Raw genomic sequence first — 18,612 nt, 5'->3', positions numbered from 1 at the left:
ACGCGAGCGCGCGCGACGACGCGGTTCACGTGAGGCCAACCGGCCCCGGCGCGGGATGTTCCGGCGGAGCGGCAAGCCGGGGCGCCCGATCAGCGCAGCAGGTAGTTCTCGGGCTCGATCGGCCGGGGGAGCGGCTCGCCCAGGGCCGCGTGGACGATGCGGTCGACCACGCGCAACAGCGCGTCGAGGGGAAGGTCGTTGGCCGCGAGCCCGAAGGGTTCTTCCAGTTCGTCGCCGAGCGCGTCGAGGCCGAAGAACGTGTAGGCGACGAGCGCCACGGCGGCGGGCGTCGCCCAGCCGAGCGAGCCGGACAGGCCCACCGGCAGGAACAGGCAGTAGAGCCACGCGGTGCGATAGAGGAGCAGCGTGTAGGCGAAGGGCAGGGGCGTCGACTCGATGCGCTCGCAGGCCGTGTGGATCGCCGAGAGATCCGAGAGCTTGCGCTCCAGCAGGCCGAACAGCACGTCGGTGAGGATGCCCGCGCGCAGGGATGCGGCGAGCCGGTGCGTGAGCGCGGCGAGCACCGCGTCGGTCGGACTCGGGACGCCCGGCGCGTCGAAGGCGGGAAGCCAGGTCCGGATCGCCACCACCTCGTCCTGGCCGCGCAGGCGGGCGTGCAGGCCGTGCGCGAAGGCGCCGAGATGGCGCAGCCCGGCTTGGCGCGCCTCCGCGTGCTCCGGCCCCGGCAACAGCGCCGCCAGCGTCCGGGCGAGGCCGCGGGTCTCGACGATCAGGCTGCCCCAGACCTTCCGGGCCTCCCACCAGCGCTCGTAGCAGGCGTTGTTGCGGAAGCTCAGGAAGATGGAGAGCGCCAGCCCGATCAGCGTGAAGGGGCCGATTCCCGCCGACACCGGGAAGGCCTCGGGCCAGCGCCGCTCGGCCGCGACGACGAGCGCGGCGAAGACGGCGAGGCCCGCCACCTTCGGGGCGACCTGCGGCAGGATCGAGCCGCGCAAGGTGAACAGGATGGCGAGCAGGCCGGGACGGGGGCGGACGATCATGGATGCGAGCCGATGGGGGAAGCGGATCGCCATATCGCATCCGGGACGGACCTGTCAGGCCGCCGACGGATCGAGCCGCGGAGGTGGGACGATCCCCACCCGCGTCATGATGCGGTCAATATCGCGGCGGATTGCGAGGCACGAGGGGCGGTGCGGCCCCGCCGCGCCGCGGCGGGATCTGCCGGACCGCGCGCGAACGCGTCGGTGCCGAGGGACGCGGCACCGGAGCTGCCGGACGAGGTCGCGGCGGCGCATGGGAGTAATGGCATGACGTTTCGACTGAACACGGCAGGCCGGCGGGTTCGCGCCGCCGCAGCCCGGGCGGCCCTGCCGCTCACGGTGCTGGCGGGCCTCGCGGGTGCGGCGCACGCGGCCACGCCGGCCGATCCGAGCGGCACCTACCTGACCGAGGACGGGCGCGCCCGGATCCGCCTCGAGAAGTGCGGACCGGCCGAGAAGAACCTCTGCGGCTACGTGGTCTGGCTCAAGGTCCCGCTGAACGACAAGGGCCAGCCGCGGATCGACTTCAAGAACCCGGATCCCAAGAAGCAGGCGCGGCCCTCGCTCGGCCACCAGCTCATCCTGGGCCTGAAGCCGAACGCCGATGCGCGCTACGAGGGCCGGATCTACAACTCGGAGGACGGCAAGTCCTACGACGTGACGATCTGGACCGAGGCGCCGAACGAACTCACGGTGCGCGGCTGCCTGATCGCCTTCCTGTGCAAGTCGCAGACCTGGAACAAGGTCGTGGATGTGGTGCCGGGCCAGCTCACGGCGGCGACGAACGCTCCGGGCGGCCCGCGATCCGATCCCGAATGGGCGTCCCAGAAGCCGGCCGCCACCGGCTCGACCGGATCCGCCGCGGGCAAGCCCGCGTCGAAGGCCCCGGCCAAGGCCGGTGCGGCGCCGGCCCCCGCGGCGGCGGCCCCCGCCGCGGACGAGTAGGGGCGAGCCCAGCGGTGAGCGCCGACGCGCCGCCGCCCTATCCGGGCGGCTGCCTCTGCGGCGCGGTGCGCTACGTCGCCACCGCCCGCAGCCTCGGCACGCGCATCTGCCATTGCGCCACCTGCCGCGCGGCGACCGCGGCGCCCTACCTCGCCCACGCCCAGTTCGCGCGGGCGCAACTGCGCTGGCAGGGCACCACGGCGCGCTGGCGCTCCTCGGAACGGCTGTACCGGCATTTCTGCCCGCGCTGCGGCACGCGTCTGTTCCTCGAGCCGCGCGACGCGGCCCGGATCGGCGTGCCACTGGCGACCCTCGACGATCCCCTGACGATCAGCCCGGAGATGCATGTCTGGACGTCGCAGGCGCTGCCCTGGGCGCTCCCGGCGGATGCTCTGCCGCGCTTTCCGGGAGCGGCGCCGCTGCCCTATCGCAAGCCCGGGCCGGCGGGCTGAGGCCGGCCCGGGGCCGCCCTCAATCCACCAGCGCCGCGTAGGTCATCACCCGGAGCTGCTTGCGGATCGGCAGGGCGGAGGAGGGGATCAGCTGGGTCAGCAGCACCACGGCGAGTTCCTCGGCCGGGTCGATCCAGAAGGCCGTCGAGGCGAGGCCGCCCCAGGCCACCTCGCCCGGCGTCCCGATGATCTGGGCGCGCGCCGGATCGAGCATCACCGAGAAGCCCAGGCCGAAGCCAATGCCGTCGTAGGAGGTTTCGGCAAAGCGCGGCGTGCCCATCGCCGCGAGATCGCCGCGCAGGTGGTTGGACGTCATCAGCGCCACCGTCTTGCGGCCGAGCAGGCGGACGCCGTCGAGCTCGCCCCCGTTCAGGATGAAGCGGCAGAAGCGCAGGTAATCCGCCGCCGTCGAGACCAGGCCGCCGCCCCCGGAGACGACGGCCGGCGGCGCGGCGAAGGTGGTGTCGACGGAATCGTCGTAGAGCTTGAGCCGGCGCTCGCGGTCGTACACGTAGGTCGCGGCGAAGCGGTCGAGGTTCTCGGACCGGACGTGGAAATCCGTGTCGCTCATCCCGAGCGGCGCAATCACGCGGGTGCGCAGGTACTCGGCGAAGTCGAGGCCCGAGACCACCTCGACGAACCGGCCGAGCACGTCGGTGGCGACGCTGTAGTTCCAGGCCGCACCGGGATGCGCGAGGAGCGGCAGGCCGGCGACGATCCGCGTGACCTCGGCGAGGCTCGAATCCGGACGCAGGAAGTCGGCGCCCTCGGCGCGGTAGAGCGCGTCGACGAGCGTCGCCTCCATGAAGCCGTAGGTGAGGCCCGCCGTGTGGGTGAGAAGATCGCGGATCGTGATCGGGCGGCGGGCCGGCTCGGTCTCGAGCTTGGCGCGGTTGCCGCCGGTGGCGACCCGCATCGCGGAGAATTCGGGCAGGACGCCGGCCACCGGGTCGTCGAGCTGGAACCGCCCCTCCTCGTAGAGTTGCATCACCGCGACCGAGGTCAGCGGCTTCGTCATCGAGTAGATGCGCGCCACCGTGTCCGTGGTGAAGGGCTTGCCCCGCGCGAGGTCCGAGAGCCCGTGAGCGCGCCGGAAGGCCGTCCGGCCGCGGCGCGAGACCGCGACCGAGAGCCCGGCGAGCTTGCCGGTCGCCACGAGGTCGCGCATCCAGCCGTCGATGCGCTCCAGCCGCTCCGGGCTGAAGCCGAGGGAAGCCGGGTCGGTCTGGTCCTGCATCGGGGATCCTGTCTCGTCACGTCCGCGCAGGAGGTATAGCGGGACCGGGCGCCGCGGCGAGCCGGATCACCAGCCCATGCTGCCGGGGCCACCCTTGAAGGGGCCGACGATCCCGGGGGTGATCCAGCCGCCGTAGAAGCCGCCGGGCTGCGGCTCGGCCCGCGCGTCGCCGACCCAGCAGGCCTCCATCGGCGCGGCATAGAACGCGACGCAGCCCGCGAGGGCGCGGAAATCCGGCGTCGGATCGGGATAGGCCCAGGCGGCACCCGGCGCGCTCCGGCCGCCGGCCGCGACGTCGAACAACACGGCCTGCCCCTTCCACTCGCAGATCCCGGCCCGACGCGGGGGGCCCAGCGCATCCGCCGCGACGTCGCCGGGCGGAAAATAGTAGGTCGGCGGATGGCTGGTCTCCAGGACGCGCCAGCCCGCCACGGTGTCGGCGACGGTCACGCCGCCGAGCACCACGCGCAGGCGCCGCGCGACGCGCTCGAGGCGCGGCGGGCGGGGATAGTCCCAGACGCTCTCCTCGCCGGGCTTCGGGGGGATGGGGGTCGGATGCATGGCCGCCATCCTGCACGGGCGGGCGAGGGCTGGAAAGGCCAGCGGCCGCGGCGGTTTGCCGGGGGCGGGGGTGCGTGCTAGCTCCGGCGCCGGAACCGGTGCCGAGGCGCCGCCCGACCCGCGCCGAAGCGGGTCTCCGCACCGACCGGAGTGAAGCGGTGAGCGCGATCGCCCTGTTCCTGGATTTCGACGGCACCCTCGTCGAGATCGCGCCGCGGCCCGATGCTGTCCGGGTCGATCCCGACCTCGTCGCGATCCTCGAGCGCCTGCGGGCCCGGCTCGACGGGGCGCTTGCCATCGTCACCGGCCGGCCGGTGACGGTGATCGACGATTTCCTGGCGCCGGGCCGGTTCGACGTTGCCGGCCTCCACGGGGTCGAGCGGCGGGTCGGCGGCGTGCAGGCGGGCGGACGGGCCGAGGACCATCCGGACCTGCGGGCGGAGGTGCCCCGGCTGCAGGCGGCGGTAGCTGATCTCGACGCGATCCTGATCGAGGACAAGGGCGCCTCGGTCGCCGTGCACTGGCGCCTCGCCGCGCCGGCCGACGCGGTGCGGGCCGAGGAGGCGGTCAAGGCGGCGGCCGCCGCGTTGGGCGGTGCCTACCGGCTTCAGCTCGGCAAGGCGGTGGGGGAGATCGTTCCGGCCGCCGCCACCAAGGGCCACGCCATCCGGGCCTTCCTCGAGGCCGCTCCCTATGCCGGCCGCCGCGCCGTCTTCCTGGGCGACGACCGCACCGACGAGATCGCCTTCGCGAGCGTCAACCAGGATGGGGGCGTCTCGGTCCGGGTCGGCCCGGGCGAGACCGCCGCGCCGCGCCGCCTCGCCGACCCGGAGGCGGTGCGCGCCCTGCTGCGCGCCTGGGCCGAGGGCGGCCCGATCGATCCCGAGGCGCTGCCGCTCGCCTGAGGCGGCTTCCGCGGGCCTGTGCGCCGGCCCTATCCTTGCTCCCGGCGCGGTGAGGGCGCCCGGCCCGCAGCCTCCGGCCACCCGTGACACCGGAACGATTCGAGGGGAGAACGGCCCGCATGTTCGAATTCCCGGTCCTCGTCGGCGATATCGGCGGCACCAACGCGCGCTTCGCGATCGTGCCGGAGCGGGGCGGAGCACCCGTGACGCTCTCGCACGAATCCACCGCCGCCCATGCCGACCCGTCGAGCGCGATCCGGGCGGCCCTGACAAAGGGCGCGGCGGCGGCCGGCTGCCCGGCCCCGCGCTCGGCGATCCTCGCCATCGCCGGACGGGTCGACGGCCCCGAGATCCAGCTCACCAACGCCCATTGGGTGGTCGCCCCGGCGCGGATCGGCGCGGATTTCGACCTCGCGAGCACGGTCGTGGTCAACGATTACGTCCCGGTCGCCGCGGGCGCGGCCGGGATCGCCCCGACCGACCTGACCCCGGTCGGACCCGCCATCGATGCCGCGATCAGCGCGCCCGCGGGCGCCCGCGTGGTCCTCGGGCCCGGGACCGGCTTCGGCGCCGCCGCGCTCGTACCCTATGCCGAGCATTGCGCCATCGTCTCGACGGAGGCGGGCCACACCGATCTCGGGCCGACGACGTCCGACGAGGAGCGGATCTGGCGCGTGCTGGAACGGTCGGAGGGCCGCATCACGGTCGAGACGGTGCTCTCGGGCCCCGGGCTCGCCCGGCTGCACGCCGCGGTGCGGCACGTCCGAACCGGGGTGCCGACGCAGAAGATCGATCCGGCGGCGATCACCGAGGCCGGGCTCTCCGCCGCGGATCCGCACGCCGCGGAGGCGCTCGGCCTGTTCGCCCGGCTGCTCGGCCGGGTCTGCGGCGATCTCGCCCTGACCTTCCTGGCGACCGGCGGCGTCTATATCGGCGGCGGCATCGCCCCGCGCATCGTCGGCGTGCTGAAGCAGGGGGGATTCCGCGCGGCCTTCGAGAACAAGGCGCCGTTCGCGGCCATGATGCGCGCCATTCCCACCAGCGTCATCACCGTGCACGACCCGGCCTTCACCGGGCTCGCGGTCCTGGCGAGCGAGGGAACACGCTTCGTCTATCACGGGCAGGTCTGGCGCCGGGACGTTACTGGGTGAGGCGTAGCGTCCCGATGCTCGCGGCGATCTGATTGAAGGCGCTGATCAGCCCGTTCGAATCGTTGGCCACGAAGAACTGGTTCGTGGAGCTGGCGCAGGCGCTGAGCAGGTTCAGACCCTGCTGGTCGATCGGATCCGAGGCGATGCTGAAGCCGATCGTGTAGACCGAGATGCCCGCGTTTTTGGCGTTCGAGCAGGCGAGCCGCGTCAGCGCGTCGAGAGCGTTGCGGGTCGAGGTGGTGTCCGTCGTGGTCAGGTTCTGGTTCGTGGGGGGCAGACGGCTGTTCGGCCCCGAGCCGTCGGCGTTCTGCAGGTAGCCGGCGGCAAAGTACATGGTCTGGTTGTAGGGTGAGTTCCCGTTGATCGGCCAGCTGTTGGCGCCGTCCGTCATCAGAATCAGGATCTTGTTGACCGTGCTCGAGGAATAGGCGGCCGGAGAGCTGCCGGTGGCGAAGACGCTGAGCGGCGACAGGGTGCGCCAGCCCCACATGAAGCCCTCGTGGATGTTGGTCGAGCCGAGGGGCGCCATGGCGTTGATCAGGGTCTTGAGCGCCGTGGTGTCGCTCGTCAGCGTCTGCAGCGGCTGCGTGGTGCAGCCGAAATTCGGCCCGTTCGGCACGCCCGTGTAGGGGTTCGACGTGGTCGGGGAGGGCGTGCGTGCCGAAACGTACTTGCAGGCCCGTCCCTCGGCCTGGGCGAAGGTCAGGCTGCCCGAGTAGGCGCATCCGCTCGCGTTGGTGTAGTCGTCGATGTAGCTGTTGAAGCTGTAGTTTCCGGCCCAGCTGCCGTACTGGGTGCTGCCGTTCCCGGGCTCGTCGGGCGCAAACATCGGGACGAAATAGGAATCCTTGTTGCTCGAACTCGGCGCCCCGTCCTGCACGTTGAGCGGGTAGGGCAGCGTTTCCAGGCAGCCCGCCCAGCCCCAGCCCGAATAGGCGCTCTGCAGTGCCTGGAAGATCTGCAGCCGGTTGGTAAAGTTCGCGCTTCCGGGCGAGAGCACGTTGGTCCAGTGATAGGACGACTTGCCGGTCAGATCGATCCACGAGGCGGAGCGATAGCTCGCCGGCATCGCCACCGAGGAGGCGAAGGGCACGATCGAGATCTGTGTGCCGGTGGCGAACGAGGGGTTGGTGTAGACGTAGTCGACGAAGTTCGTGGCCGCGGTCCTGAGGGCCTGGATCTTGGACTGGCCGCCGCTGGAGGCCGACATCGAGCCGGTGTTGTCGAGGACCAGGGCGATCTCGAAGGTCTTCGGCAGCGGCGTGGCACAGCGCGCCGTGGCGTGCGGCCTGATCGTCGTCACGCCGGTGATCTTGCCGAAGAAGATGGCCGAGGGAATGCGCGCGCTCACGGTGATCTGGCGCGGGTTGGAGGTGATCGTCAGCGTATCCACGGTGACGGCGCCGCCCATGTAGCCGCCCAGCATGGTGTTGGCCTGGAGCTGCAGGGCGGCGGTGGTCGTGGCCATCGGCGTCTGGCAGAGCGCGAGCGCGGTGGCGTCGGTGGCCGCCTGCAGCTTGGTCTCCAGCCGCGTGGCCATGCCGTAATCGATCGCCGCACCCGTGAAGCCCAGCAACGGCAGGCTCAGGAAGGCGAACAGGATCGCGACGTTGCCGCCCCGCGCGCGGCCGAAGCCGCGCAGGCGAGGCGTCAGGTGCCGCAGGGATCCGCGCGCCCTCACTTGCACTCCGCCCCGCCCGGCAGAACCACCTCGGTATAGGCGTTGCCGTTGTATTTCTGGCCGCCGCGCGCCGGCCAGGGCAGGCTCACCTTGAGGTTGATGGTGCCGGCCGTGTTGCCGAACAGCTTGACCAGCGCGCTGCCGATCATGGGCCTGTAGGCCATGCTGACCTCCGTCAGAACGTAGCGGACGCCGGTGGTCTGGAACCCGGCCGGCACCGCGAGGTCGCTCGCCGCGCCGAGGGCGCGGGCGCTGCCGTTCTGGTTCGCGAGACTCGAGCACACCTTCGGCACGAGGTTCAGGTTCTTCAGGTCGACGCCGAGGGCGCTGACGACGATCGTGGTGCTGGTGGCATCGAACGGACGCAGCACCGCCGCCGACGAAGCCAGGATGTCGCTCATCAGCGTGGTGCCGATCGGGTTCTGCGCGTCGCCCTGGGCGGTGAGATCCGAGACGGTCCGGGCGAGCAGGGTCAGCTTGCGCCAATTGTCGATCGCATGGGCGTATTCGGACATGCCGACGAGGATCAGCAGCAGCACCGGCAGCAGCATGGCGAACTCGGTCGCGGCGTTGCCCGCGCGCGCAGCGACCAGCCGGGAGAGGAACGCTCGGACGGGAGCCGTGCCCGAGCGCGCCGCGGCAGGCCCCAGCTCCAGGCTCCCGTCGTGCCGCGCTGTGTCGCGCCGACCCGGCATCCCCTTCGCCGGACGGCACGCGAGGGGCCGGATCAACTGGCGCATGCCGTCGTCCCGGTGGTCTGGTAGGGCTCGGTGCGAAACACCGCCGTCGACATCAGCAGGTGCGAGCCGTTCGAGAACGTCTTGAGATTGAGGCCGAGCAGGCCGAAGATCGCCGGGATCTGCACCGCCGCCGTGACCACCACGATCGAGCCGGGCTTGGGGCAGCTGTAATTGGTTCCGAAGCCCGAGCTCCACGTGCCGGTGTTGGGATCGAATGGCGTGGCCGAGGCCGATCCGCCGAAGCTGCTCGCGGTCGAGACGTCGATCTTCACCGCGCTGCAATCGAACAGGGTCAGGACCTTTGCGGTCGCCGTCCCGCACATCGTGGTCTTCAGGCTCGCCAGCAGCGTCGCCGCATCGGTCTGGCCGGCCGAGCTGAGCTGGAACTGACCGGTGAACAGCGACCGGACCGCGTTCTGCAGGGTGCGATCGAAGTTCTGCGCCGCCCAGATCAGGAAGGCGATCTGGATGATGCCGCCGCAGAGCGCCAGGAAGGGCAGGGAGACGAGCGCGAACTCGACCGCAGCGGCTCCCCGCGCATCGGCGTGGAAGCGCCGGACGAGGCCGCCGCGCGGATACGGGAAAGGCCGAGCCATCGGATGGCGGAACCGGGTGACCATACAACTGGTGATATGCGTTCGCGAAAGTTAAAACTTCGTATTGCATCAGGCAGAGGCAGCGTATTCTCCCCTGCAGGCGGTATCGCGAATCCAAGATTGCTAGGTCGAGCCTTGGCCCCATCTTGATCGTGAATAATCACGCCGAGTTTATCTCATGATCGCGCTCAATTTTTAGACATCCGGACAACCTTGCGTCTTCCAGTGGCGTTCGCGGCGATACGTTCGAGGCGATGCGTTCGCAGCCGGATCCGGCCGCTTCCAGGCGTTCGTTGCGTCCGTTATCCCGATCACCGGGCGGGGCCGGTCCAGGGAGATGCGCATGGAGACCAGCGATACGGGGACGCGCGATACGGTGACGGATCTCGGCGCGGTCGCGCTGTCGGCGGCGATCCATGACAGGACCGTGTCCTGCGCCGCAGTGATGCGGGCCTATCTCGACCGGATCGAGCGCCTCAACCCGGGCGTCAACGCCATCGTCGCCGTACAGGAACGCGGCCCGCTGCTGGCGCAGGCGGAGGCGCGGGACGCCGAACTCGCCCGGGGCGAGAGCCGCGGTCCGCTCCACGGCTTCCCCCTCGCGGTCAAGGATCTCGACCCGGTGCGGGGCCTGCCCTTCACGCAAGGCTCGCCGATCTTCCGGGACCGCGTCGCCGAGACCGACTCGATCATGGTCGCGCGGCTGCGCGCGGCGGGGGCGATCTTCATCGGCAAGACCAACATCCCGGAATTCGGTCTCGGGTCGCACAGCTTCAACCCGGTCTACGGCGCCACGCGCAACGCCTACGACCGCAGCCTCACCGGCGGAGGATCGAGCGGGGGTGCCGCCGTCGCCGTCGCCCTCAGGCTGCTGCCCGTCGCGGACGGCACCGACCACGGCGGCTCGCTGCGCAACCCGGCCGCGTTCAACAACCTGTTCGGCCTGCGCACAGGTGCCGGGCGGATCCCGATCGAGACGGCCGACCCGTTCAGTCCGGGCCTCGGCGTGTCCGGCGCGATCGGGCGCTCGCCGGCCGATATCGGCCTGATGCTCTCGGTGCAGGCGGGCTACGATCCCCGGGTGCCGGCCTCGATCCGCGAGGATCCGGCCGTGTTCGCGCGGCCCCTGGAACGGGATTTCCGCGGCACCCGGATCGCGTGGCTCGGGGATTTCAACGGCCATGTGCCCTTCGACCCGGGCGTGCTGGAGCTCGCCCGGTCAAGCCTCGCCACCTTCACGGCGATCGGCTGCGTCGTGGAGGAGGCCTGTCCCGCCTTCGACATGGAAGCCCTGTGGCGCGACTGGATGACCCTGCGCGCCTGGACCTTCGCCGCGAGCTTGCGCACGCTCTACGACGATCCGCAGCGCCGCAAGCTCCTGAAGCCCGAGGCGGCCTGGGAGGTGGAGCGCGGGCGCGCGCTTGGGGCGGACGAGGTCACGGCGGCGCAGGAGGGTCGGGCGCGCTGGTATCGCACGCTGCTGCGCTTCATGGAGGACGTCTCGTTCCTCGTGGCTCCGAGCGCTCAGGTCTTCCCGTTCGCGGTCGGCCTGCGCTATCCGGAGACGGTCGGGGGACGCGCGATGGACACCTATCACCGCTGGATGCAGACGGTGACCCCCGTGACGATGTCGGGGCTTCCCGCGCTCAACGTCCCGGCCGGGTTCGGGCCTAACGGTCTGCCGACCGGCGTGCAGATCGTGGCACCGAACCAGTGCGAGCGGGCCTGCCTCGAGCTCGGCGCGGCCTACGATGCAGCGAGCGGCTGGGTCGAGCGCGCGCGGCCGCCCGGCTGCTGAAGCCGCGCGGCGGAAGGCCCGACTCGTCGACGTGTCACTCGTCGGCGGAGGAATCTTGCGCCGCAGGCGTGTCGCTATCGGTGGAAGCCTCGGCGGCGGGCCGCGGTGGCTTCGGGGTCTTGTTGAAGCTCTTGCGCCGATCCTCGGCTTTGCGCGGATCGGGCTTCTCGGCCATCAGCCGCTTCACCCGGGCGTTGAAATCTTCGGTCGTGACGGCCTGGGCTTTGCCGGTATTGCCACTGCGTGCCATGGCGGCCTCCGCTCTCGTTGCCCAGGGCACGGGATCGCGCGGAGGGATCCTGCTGATGTGGGAAGCCGACCCCGCATTACCAGACGCGCGCATGACCAGCCGCGGACGGGTGCGGGCCGCGCGCGGCGGGCGGCGATATCCTGCCGAAGGCCGTTGACCGTCCCTGCGGTCTCCGCTATGACGCCCGACACTTTCAGGCAGGTTCGCCGTGTCGGCGCAATCACCTCGGAAGCGGATCCGGATCGAGCGTTCGATGCACACGGCCCTTATTGTAGCGGAAGCGCCACTGACGGGGCGGCTCTAGCAGGAGCCGCGATCCGGGCGGTGGCGCATGCGGGGTCCCTAGCGGGGCCCTTTTTTGTTGCCCGCGCCCGGCCGGACGCCGAGGTCCGAAACGATCCGCGAGACGAGACGAGACGAGGAGGAACACGATGGGCGGCGAGGTCATGACCGGGGCCGAGATGGTCATCCGGGCGTTCCAGGATCAGGGTGTCGACACGCTGTTCGGCTATCCGGGCGGCGCGGTGCTGCCGATCTACGACGCCCTGTTCCACCAGAACACGATCAAGCACGTGCTGGTGCGCCACGAGCAGGGCGCGGTGCACGCCGCGGAGGGCTACGCGCGCTCGTCCGGCAAGGTCGGCTGCGTCCTCGTCACCTCGGGCCCCGGCGCCACCAACATCATCACCGGCCTGACCGACGCCCTGCTCGATTCGATCCCGCTCGTCTGCATCACGGGCCAGGTCCCGACGCACCTGATCGGCACCGACGCGTTCCAGGAATGCGACACGGTCGGCATCACGCGCCACTGCACGAAGCACAATTACCTGGTCAAATCGATCGACGACCTCCCGCGCATCCTGCACGAGGCGTTCTACGTCGCGGCCAACGGGCGGCCCGGCCCCGTCGTCGTCGACCTGCCCAAGGACATCCAGTTCGCGAGCGGCCTCTACGAGCGCCCGACCTCCTCCGAGCACAAGACCTACCGCCCGGCCGTGAAGGGCGACCAAGAGCGCATCCGCGCGGCCGTCGAGCTGATGGCGGGCGCGCGCCGGCCGATCTTCTACACCGGCGGCGGCGTCATCAACTCGGGCCCCGAGGCCTCGCGGCTCCTGCGCGAGCTCGTCGCCGAGACGGGCTTTCCCGTCACCTCGACCCTGATGGGTCTCGGCGCCTTCCCGGCCTCCGACGACAAGTTCCTGGGCATGCTCGGCATGCACGGGACCTACGAGGCCAACCTCGCGATGCACGAGTGCGACGTGATGGTCTGCGTCGGCGCACGCTTCGACGACCGCATCACCGGCCGCCTCGACGCCTTCTCGCCCTTCTCCAAGAAGATCCACATCGACGTCGACGCCTCCTCGATCAACAAGGTGGTCAAGGTCGATGTCGGCATCGTCGGCGATTGCGCCTCGGTCCTCGCCGACATGCTGGAGGCGTGGCGCGCCTTGCCAGAGAAGCCCGAGGCCTCGAACCTCGAGGGCTGGTTCTCGAAGATCGCCACCTGGAAGGCGCGCGAGTGCCTGAACTACTGGCCGTCGGGCACGATCATCAAGCCGCAATACGCGGTCCAGCGCCTGTACGAGGCCTGCAAGACGCGCGAGACCTACATCACCACCGAGGTCGGGCAGCACCAGATGTGGGCGGCCCAGTACTTCAAGTTCGAGGAGCCGAACCGCTGGATGACGTCCGGGGGCCTCGGCACCATGGGCTACGGCCTGCCCGCCGCCATCGGCACGCAGCTCGCTCATCCGAACGGCCTCGTCATCGACATCGCCGGCGAGGCCTCGATCCTGATGAACATCCAGGAGCTGTCGACGGCGGTGCAGTACCGCCTGCCGGTGAAGATCTTCATCCTCAACAACGAGTACATGGGCATGGTGCGCCAGTGGCAGGAGCTGCTGCACGGCTCGCGCTACTCGCAGAGCTACTCGGAGAGCCTGCCGGATTTCGTGAAGCTGGCCGAAGCCTACGGCGCCAAGGGCATGCGCTGCGAGAAGCCCGGCGACCTCGACGCGGCGATCGCCGAGATGCTGGCCTATGACGGGCCGGTGATCTTCGACTGCGTCGTCGACAAGACCGAGAACTGCTTCCCGATGATCCCGTCGGGCAAGGCGCACAACGAGATGCTGCTCTCCGACTATCTCGGCGAGACCGGCGTCGAGCTGGGCGATGTCATCTCGGAAGAGGGCAAGATGCTGGTCTGAGGTTCCGGACGGGGGCTCAGCCGTGCCGATCGGCATCGATCCCGCGGGTGCTGCCCGTGCGCAGCACCCGGAGCGCCAGGGCGAGGCGGGCGCGCAGGCTCCCGGCGGGCCCCGCCTCGGGAAGGTCGTGATGCGCCCGCGGGTCGAGCCGCGGCGTCGCCGCGGCGCGCTCGGCCGGGCTCGCCCCGGCGCGCTTGCGCAGGGTCACGAAGAATTCCAGGGCCTTGGGCGCGGTCGGGACGATCTCGGCGACCTCGAACGGGATGAGGTCGAGGGCGATCAGCTCCGCGAACACCGCCAGGAAGCTCACCGGGGTGTAGACCGTGCAATGCACGTCGATATAGGCCCCCTCGGCGGCGACCAGGCGGGCATGCGCCAGCGCCGTGTCGAGCTGGTTCTCGAACATCGGCGGCGGGTTCCGGCCCGCTCCGGCCCAGACCGCCGGGACATCGACGGTCGCGGTGCGGGCGATGTGCTCGAAGACCTGCGCGGGGCTGGCGACGCCCGGCCCCGCCAGATGCTGCGCGACCAGTTCCCCGGTGGTGGAGGGCGCGCGGCGGAAATCGAAGGTGAAGCGCTTGTCGGGCACGGCCAGGAACAGCACGCCGCCCTCGCGCAGCACCGCGGCGAGTTCGACGAGCCAGCCGACCGGGTCGGCGATGTGCTCCATCACGTGGCTCGCCACGATGTAATCCACCGGGGCACGGGGCCCGAGCGCCTCGGCGAGGCCCTGGTGCTCGAGGACGAGGTCGACGTCCACGATCGGCTCGGCGCCCGGGCCGGACACCGCCTCGTGACCCGCGTACTTGGCGCGCAGGTCCTCGGTGGAGCGGTGATCGGCGTAGAGGACCTCGCCGTCCTCGCGTCGGATCAGGGGCCGGTTGAGCGGCCCGAGTTCGACGCCGACGCGTCCGCGGGGCTTCACGGCATCGAGGGCACGCTGTCGGGGGGTCATCCGGCGGCGGATATCACGCACCCCGGATGCGGTCCAGAGAAGCGGTAGGACCCGGGCACGGGCCGCCGTCAACGACGAGCACAGGCACTAGCGGGAGACGAGGGCATGAACGCGATGAACACCCACTACCCCGATCCGGTCCGGGTCGAGGCGGTCAACCGCCACACCCTGGCGGTGATCGTCGACAACGAGCCCGGTGTGCTGGCGCGCATCTCCGGCATGTTCTCGGGGCGCGGCTACAACATCGAGAGCCTGACGGTGTCGGAGACCGAGGCGGCCCGCCACATCTCGCGCATCACCATCGTGACGACGGGCACGAACGCCGTGATCGAGCAGATCAAGGCGCAGCTCGACCGGCTCGTCCCCGTGCACCGGGTGGTTGACCTGACGCTGCAGGGCAACGCCATCGAGCGCGAGATCTGCCTCGTGAAGGTCGTCGGCCACGGCGAGCACCGCAGCGAGGCCCTGCGCCTCGCCGCCGCCTTCGGGGCCAAGACCCTCGACGCCACGCTCAATTCCTTCGTCTTCGAGCTCACCGGCACCACCGAGGAGATCGACCGTTTCGTGCGCCTCCTGACGGTGATCGGCCTGGTCGAGATCTGCCGCACCGGCATCTCGGCGATGGGCCGCGGCGCCGAGCCGCTGTAGCCGCGAGCCGGCGCGGATCCGTGCCGGCACGCCCCCGCGCTGGGAATGGGAACGCGCCCGCGCAGGGAACGATCGACGACCGCGGCCCCTTGGCCAGTCCATCGACACGGACGGATCCGCACCATGACAGCGACCCTCTACTACGCCCCCGGCGCCTGCTCACTGGCCTCGCACATCGTGCTGGAGGAGGCCGGTGCGGATTACGGGACCGAGCGCCTCAACCTCCAGGCCGGGGACCAGCGATCGGGCCGCTACCTCGCGGTCAACGAGCGCGGGCGGGTGCCGGCGCTGGTAGAGGGGGATTGGGTGCTCACCGAGAACACCGCGATCCTGCGCCATGTCGCCCGGACCCATCCCGAGGCTGGTCTCTGGCCGGAGGAGACGCGCGCCCAGGCGGAGGCCGACGAGTGGCTGTGCTGGCTCTCGACGAACCATCACCCGGCCTTTGCCCATATCCGCCGGCCCGAGCGCTACGCCGGCGACGAGGCGGCCTTTCCCGACATCAGCGCGAAGGGCCGCGACACCTACGGCGACCTCTGCACCATGACGGAGGTGCGCCTCTCGAACGGCGGCTGGGCGGTCGCCGGCCGCTACAGCGTGGTCGACCCCTACCTGCTGCTGTTCTGGTTCTGGGGCCGCGGGCCGGCCTGCAAGTTCGACATGGCCGGGCGCTTCCCGGCCTGGACGGCGCATGCCCGGGCGATGGCCGAGCGCCCGGCGGTCCGCACTGTCTTCGCCCGCGAAGGGCTCGACCTGCCGGCCTGAGGCGCGGGCTGGACGTCTGCCGGCCCCCGATCGGTCGGCGCAGGATCGCGGTGCCGACCGAGCTCCGATCGACGCCAGCCCTTGTCCCGGCGGGCGAATCGGCTTAGTGAGCCGCCGTACCGTACGGTACGGTACTATCGAAAAGAGCCATGCAGCCGACCTCAGCGTCCCGCGGCGCGGCGCTTCCCGGAGCGCCGGCCGGCGCACGTTCCGACACCCGCGCCGACACCCGCGTCGAGCCGCCCTCGGCCCGCCAGCAGGCGGTGCTCGACGCCGTGCTCGCGCTCCTGGTGGAGGAGGGCGACCAGCTGACCATGGACGCGGTCGCGCGCCGGGCGAGCTGCTCGAAGGAAACGCTCTACAAGTGGTTCGGCGACCGCGACGGACTGCTCATCGCGACGGTGCGCTGGCAGGCCTCCCGCGTCCATGCGGGGCGCTACGAGCCGAGCACGCTCGACGGGACGGCCCTGCGGGAGACCCTGCGGGACTTCGCGGCGACGTGGCTGGAGGTCATCGCGAGCAGCACCTCGGTGGCGCTGAACCGCGTCGCGATCGGGCATGCCGGCTCCCGCAAGAGCAACCTCGGCGCCATCGTGCTGGCGAACGGGCGCCTCGCCATCGGCGAGCGGGTGAAGCCCGTGCTCGAGGCGGGCCGCGTCGCGGGGCTCCTCGCCTTCGAGGATGCCGAGACGGCGTTCCGGACCTTCTTCGGTCTGGTCGGCCGCGATATCCAGATCCGACTTCTGCTCGGCGACGCGCTCAGCCTCGACGCCGCCGAGCGACGGCGCGACGCGACCCGCGCCGTCGAGCAGTTCCTGGCCCTGTACGGCCGGGGAAGAGACCCGAACACCGACTGAGAAGGGATGACTGACATGCGGGTGTATTACGATCGCGACGCCGACCTGGGCCTGATCAAGGGCAAGAAGGTCGTCATCGTCGGCTACGGCAGCCAGGGCCACGCCCACGCGCTGAACCTGCGCGATTCGGGCGTGAAGGACATCGTCATCGCCCTGCGTGAGGGCTCGGCCACCGCCAAGAAGGCCGAGCACGAGGGCTTCCGGGTGATGTCCGTCGCCGAGGCCGCCAAGTGGGGCGACGTGGTGATGATGCTCACCCCCGACGAGCTGCAGGGCGACATCTACCGGGAGTCGCTCGAGGGCAACATGAAGCAGGGCGCCGCGCTGCTGTTCGCGCACGGCCTCAACGTCCACTTCAACCTGATCGAGCCGCGCAAGGACCTCGACGTGCTGATGGTCGCCCCGAAGGGCCCCGGCCACACGGTGCGCGGCGAGTACCTCAAGGGCGGCGGCGTGCCGACCCTGATCGCGATCGCGCAGGACGCCTCCGGCAACGCGCACGACCTCGGCCTGTCCTACGCCTCGGCCAACGGCGGCGGGCGCGCGGGCATCATCGAGACCACCTTCAAGGAGGAGTGCGAGACCGACCTGTTCGGCGAGCAGGCCGTGCTCTGCGGCGGCCTCGTCGAGCTGATCAAGGCCGGCTTCGAGACCCTCGTCGAGGCGGGCTACGCCCCCGAGATGGCCTATTTCGAGTGCCTGCACGAGGTGAAGCTGATCGTCGACCTCATCTACGAGGGCGGCATCGCCAACATGAACTACTCGATCTCGAACACCGCTGAGTACGGCGAGTACGTCACCGGTCCGCGCATCGTCACGCCCGAGACCAAGGCCGAGATGAAGCGCGTCCTGAACGACATCCAGTCGGGCATCTTCACCCGCAACTGGATGCTGGAGAACAAGGTCGGCCAGACCTCGTTCAAGGCCACCCGCGCCAAGCTCGCCGCGCACCCGATCGAGGAGGTCGGCGCCAAGCTCCGCGGCATGATGCCGTGGATCTCCGAGAAGGCGCTGGTCGACAAGTCGCGCAACTGATCCGCGACGGCGGGCAGGCCGGGCGCAGAGCCCGGTCTCCCTGCGGCGAAGGGCCGGTCCCACACAGGCGGGGCCGGCCTTTTTCGTGCGCGCCGCGGTTGCACGCCCGGGCCGATCCCGCGATCATCCGAGCGGAGCCGTCCCGGAGAGGACGGAGGCGGACGAGGACACCCCATGGCATCGCTCTACTCGGAGGCGCACCGCGCGCTGCAGGAGGAGTTCGGCACCGTCAAGCTTGCGGACCGTCTCGACACCGATTGGGTGCACGAGGCGATCCAGCCCGAAGAGGAGGCCTTCATCGCCTCGCGCGACATGTTCTTCCTCTCCACCGTCGATCCCGACGGGATGCCGACCGTGTCCTACAAGGGCGGACCGACCGGCTTCGTGAAGGTGACGGACGCGCGGACCCTGGTGTTCCCAGGCTTCGACGGCAACGGCATGTTCTACTCGATGGGCAATGTTGCCGGGCAGGCCAAGGTCGGGCTGCTGTTCATCGACTTCGAGACGCCGCACCGGATCCGCGTCCAGGGCCACGCCACGCTGCTGCGCGACGACCCGCTGATGGCCGCGTACACCGAGGCGAAGTACCTCGTCCGGGTGGATGTCACGAAGATCTGGGTCAATTGCCCGCGCTACATCCACAAGTACCGCAAGCTCGAGCAGAACAAGTACGTGCCGCGGCCCGACCGCGAGACCCCGCTCGCCGCCTGGAAGCGCCTCGACCTCGCGGGCGACGTGATCAGCGACGCGGACAAGGCGCGGGTGGCGAAGGAGGGCAAGCTCGCGGTGGCTGAGTACGAGGCGCTCGTCGCGCGCGGCGAGGCCTGA

At 70.6% G+C, this 18,612-nt stretch carries 19 protein-coding genes; 11 read left to right on the top strand and 8 right to left on the bottom strand.

Annotation, left to right across the window (positions count from 1 at the left end; genetic code table 11):
• Positions 1-89 precede the first annotated feature (89 nt).
• Positions 90-1,001, bottom strand: coding sequence for a bestrophin family protein (locus ACS5RC_RS10230; RefSeq protein ID WP_478343931.1), 912 nt, complete (start codon positions 999-1,001; stop codon positions 90-92).
• A gap of 267 nt (positions 1,002-1,268) precedes the next feature.
• Here ACS5RC_RS10230 and ACS5RC_RS10225 point away from each other — a divergent pair, with 267 nt between their 5' ends.
• Positions 1,269-1,946: a DUF2147 domain-containing protein gene (locus ACS5RC_RS10225; RefSeq protein ID WP_478343743.1), complete on the top strand. Its 678-nt coding sequence runs from the start codon at positions 1,269-1,271 to the stop codon at positions 1,944-1,946.
• 14 nt (positions 1,947-1,960) lie between these two features.
• Positions 1,961-2,398, top strand: coding sequence for a GFA family protein (locus ACS5RC_RS10220; RefSeq protein WP_478343742.1), 438 nt, complete (start codon positions 1,961-1,963; stop codon positions 2,396-2,398).
• A gap of 19 nt (positions 2,399-2,417) precedes the next feature.
• On the opposite strand, the gene ACS5RC_RS10215 is transcribed toward ACS5RC_RS10220, so the two are convergent.
• Complete coding sequence (locus tag ACS5RC_RS10215; protein ID WP_478343741.1) at positions 2,418-3,635, bottom strand: serine hydrolase domain-containing protein; 1,218 nt, start codon at positions 3,633-3,635, stop codon at positions 2,418-2,420.
• Between the two features lie 66 nt (positions 3,636-3,701).
• Entirely contained in the window at positions 3,702-4,196 is a 495-nt protein-coding gene (locus tag ACS5RC_RS10210) for a DUF427 domain-containing protein (RefSeq protein ID WP_478343740.1), read from the bottom strand.
• Positions 4,197-4,354: 158 nt separating this feature from the next.
• Here ACS5RC_RS10210 and otsB point away from each other — a divergent pair, with 158 nt between their 5' ends.
• Together otsB and ACS5RC_RS10200 are read left to right on the top strand one after the other, a co-directional pair.
• A complete protein-coding gene (otsB, locus tag ACS5RC_RS10205; RefSeq protein WP_478343739.1) occupies positions 4,355-5,101 on the top strand; it encodes a trehalose-phosphatase in 747 nt (248 codons plus the stop codon).
• Between the two features lie 119 nt (positions 5,102-5,220).
• Positions 5,221-6,252 (top strand): glucokinase, encoded by a 1,032-nt coding sequence (locus ACS5RC_RS10200; RefSeq protein WP_478343738.1) that lies wholly within the window; start codon positions 5,221-5,223, stop codon positions 6,250-6,252.
• On the opposite strand, the gene ACS5RC_RS10195 is transcribed toward ACS5RC_RS10200, so the two are convergent.
• Genes ACS5RC_RS10195 through ACS5RC_RS10185 form a run of 3 tightly spaced genes read right to left on the bottom strand, consistent with a single transcriptional unit; the run spans position 6,242 to position 9,269 of the window.
• Positions 6,242-7,933 (bottom strand): pilus assembly protein TadG-related protein, encoded by a 1,692-nt coding sequence (locus ACS5RC_RS10195; RefSeq protein WP_478343737.1) that lies wholly within the window; start codon positions 7,931-7,933, stop codon positions 6,242-6,244. The genes ACS5RC_RS10200 and ACS5RC_RS10195 overlap by 11 nt on opposite strands.
• A complete protein-coding gene (locus tag ACS5RC_RS10190; protein WP_478343736.1) occupies positions 7,930-8,673 on the bottom strand; it encodes a TadE/TadG family type IV pilus assembly protein in 744 nt (247 codons plus the stop codon). The genes ACS5RC_RS10195 and ACS5RC_RS10190 overlap by 4 nt, the downstream gene beginning before the upstream one ends.
• Entirely contained in the window at positions 8,661-9,269 is a 609-nt protein-coding gene (locus ACS5RC_RS10185; protein WP_478343735.1) for a TadE/TadG family type IV pilus assembly protein, read from the bottom strand. The genes ACS5RC_RS10190 and ACS5RC_RS10185 overlap by 13 nt, the downstream gene beginning before the upstream one ends.
• Positions 9,270-9,612: 343 nt before the next feature.
• On the opposite strand from ACS5RC_RS10185, the gene ACS5RC_RS10180 reads away from it, so the two are divergent.
• Entirely contained in the window at positions 9,613-11,067 is a 1,455-nt protein-coding gene (locus tag ACS5RC_RS10180) for an amidase (RefSeq protein WP_478343734.1), read from the top strand.
• 34 nt (positions 11,068-11,101) lie between these two features.
• Here ACS5RC_RS10180 and ACS5RC_RS10175 read toward each other — a convergent pair whose 3' ends face one another.
• A complete protein-coding gene (locus ACS5RC_RS10175) occupies positions 11,102-11,317 on the bottom strand; it encodes a hypothetical protein (RefSeq protein WP_478343733.1) in 216 nt (71 codons plus the stop codon).
• Between the two features lie 431 nt (positions 11,318-11,748).
• On the opposite strand from ACS5RC_RS10175, the gene ACS5RC_RS10170 reads away from it, so the two are divergent.
• Positions 11,749-13,524: an acetolactate synthase 3 large subunit gene (locus ACS5RC_RS10170; protein WP_478343732.1), complete on the top strand. Its 1,776-nt coding sequence runs from the start codon at positions 11,749-11,751 to the stop codon at positions 13,522-13,524.
• 16 nt (positions 13,525-13,540) lie between these two features.
• Here ACS5RC_RS10170 and ACS5RC_RS10165 read toward each other — a convergent pair whose 3' ends face one another.
• Positions 13,541-14,479, bottom strand: a complete 939-nt coding sequence (locus tag ACS5RC_RS10165) for a methyltransferase domain-containing protein (protein WP_478343731.1) — start codon at positions 14,477-14,479, stop codon at positions 13,541-13,543.
• 105 nt (positions 14,480-14,584) lie between these two features.
• Here ACS5RC_RS10165 and ilvN point away from each other — a divergent pair, with 105 nt between their 5' ends.
• From ilvN to ACS5RC_RS10140, 5 genes are all read left to right on the top strand, one after another.
• Positions 14,585-15,127: an acetolactate synthase small subunit gene (gene ilvN / locus ACS5RC_RS10160; protein ID WP_478343730.1), complete on the top strand. Its 543-nt coding sequence runs from the start codon at positions 14,585-14,587 to the stop codon at positions 15,125-15,127.
• A 123-nt stretch (positions 15,128-15,250) separates the two neighbouring features.
• Positions 15,251-15,892, top strand: coding sequence for a glutathione S-transferase family protein (locus ACS5RC_RS10155; RefSeq protein ID WP_478343729.1), 642 nt, complete (start codon positions 15,251-15,253; stop codon positions 15,890-15,892).
• A 149-nt stretch (positions 15,893-16,041) separates the two neighbouring features.
• On the top strand, positions 16,042-16,749 hold the full coding sequence (locus tag ACS5RC_RS10150) for a TetR/AcrR family transcriptional regulator (RefSeq protein ID WP_478343728.1): 708 nt from the start codon (positions 16,042-16,044) through the stop codon (positions 16,747-16,749).
• A 15-nt stretch (positions 16,750-16,764) separates the two neighbouring features.
• Positions 16,765-17,784, top strand: coding sequence for a ketol-acid reductoisomerase (ilvC, locus tag ACS5RC_RS10145; protein WP_478343727.1), 1,020 nt, complete (start codon positions 16,765-16,767; stop codon positions 17,782-17,784).
• 174 nt (positions 17,785-17,958) lie between these two features.
• On the top strand, positions 17,959-18,612 hold the full coding sequence (locus ACS5RC_RS10140; protein WP_478343726.1) for a pyridoxamine 5'-phosphate oxidase family protein: 654 nt from the start codon (positions 17,959-17,961) through the stop codon (positions 18,610-18,612).

Source organism: Methylobacterium sp. HJ2 (genome assembly GCF_056431005.1).
Note: the sequence above shows the minus strand (reverse complement) of the source record. Positions and strands in the feature narration are given on the sequence as shown.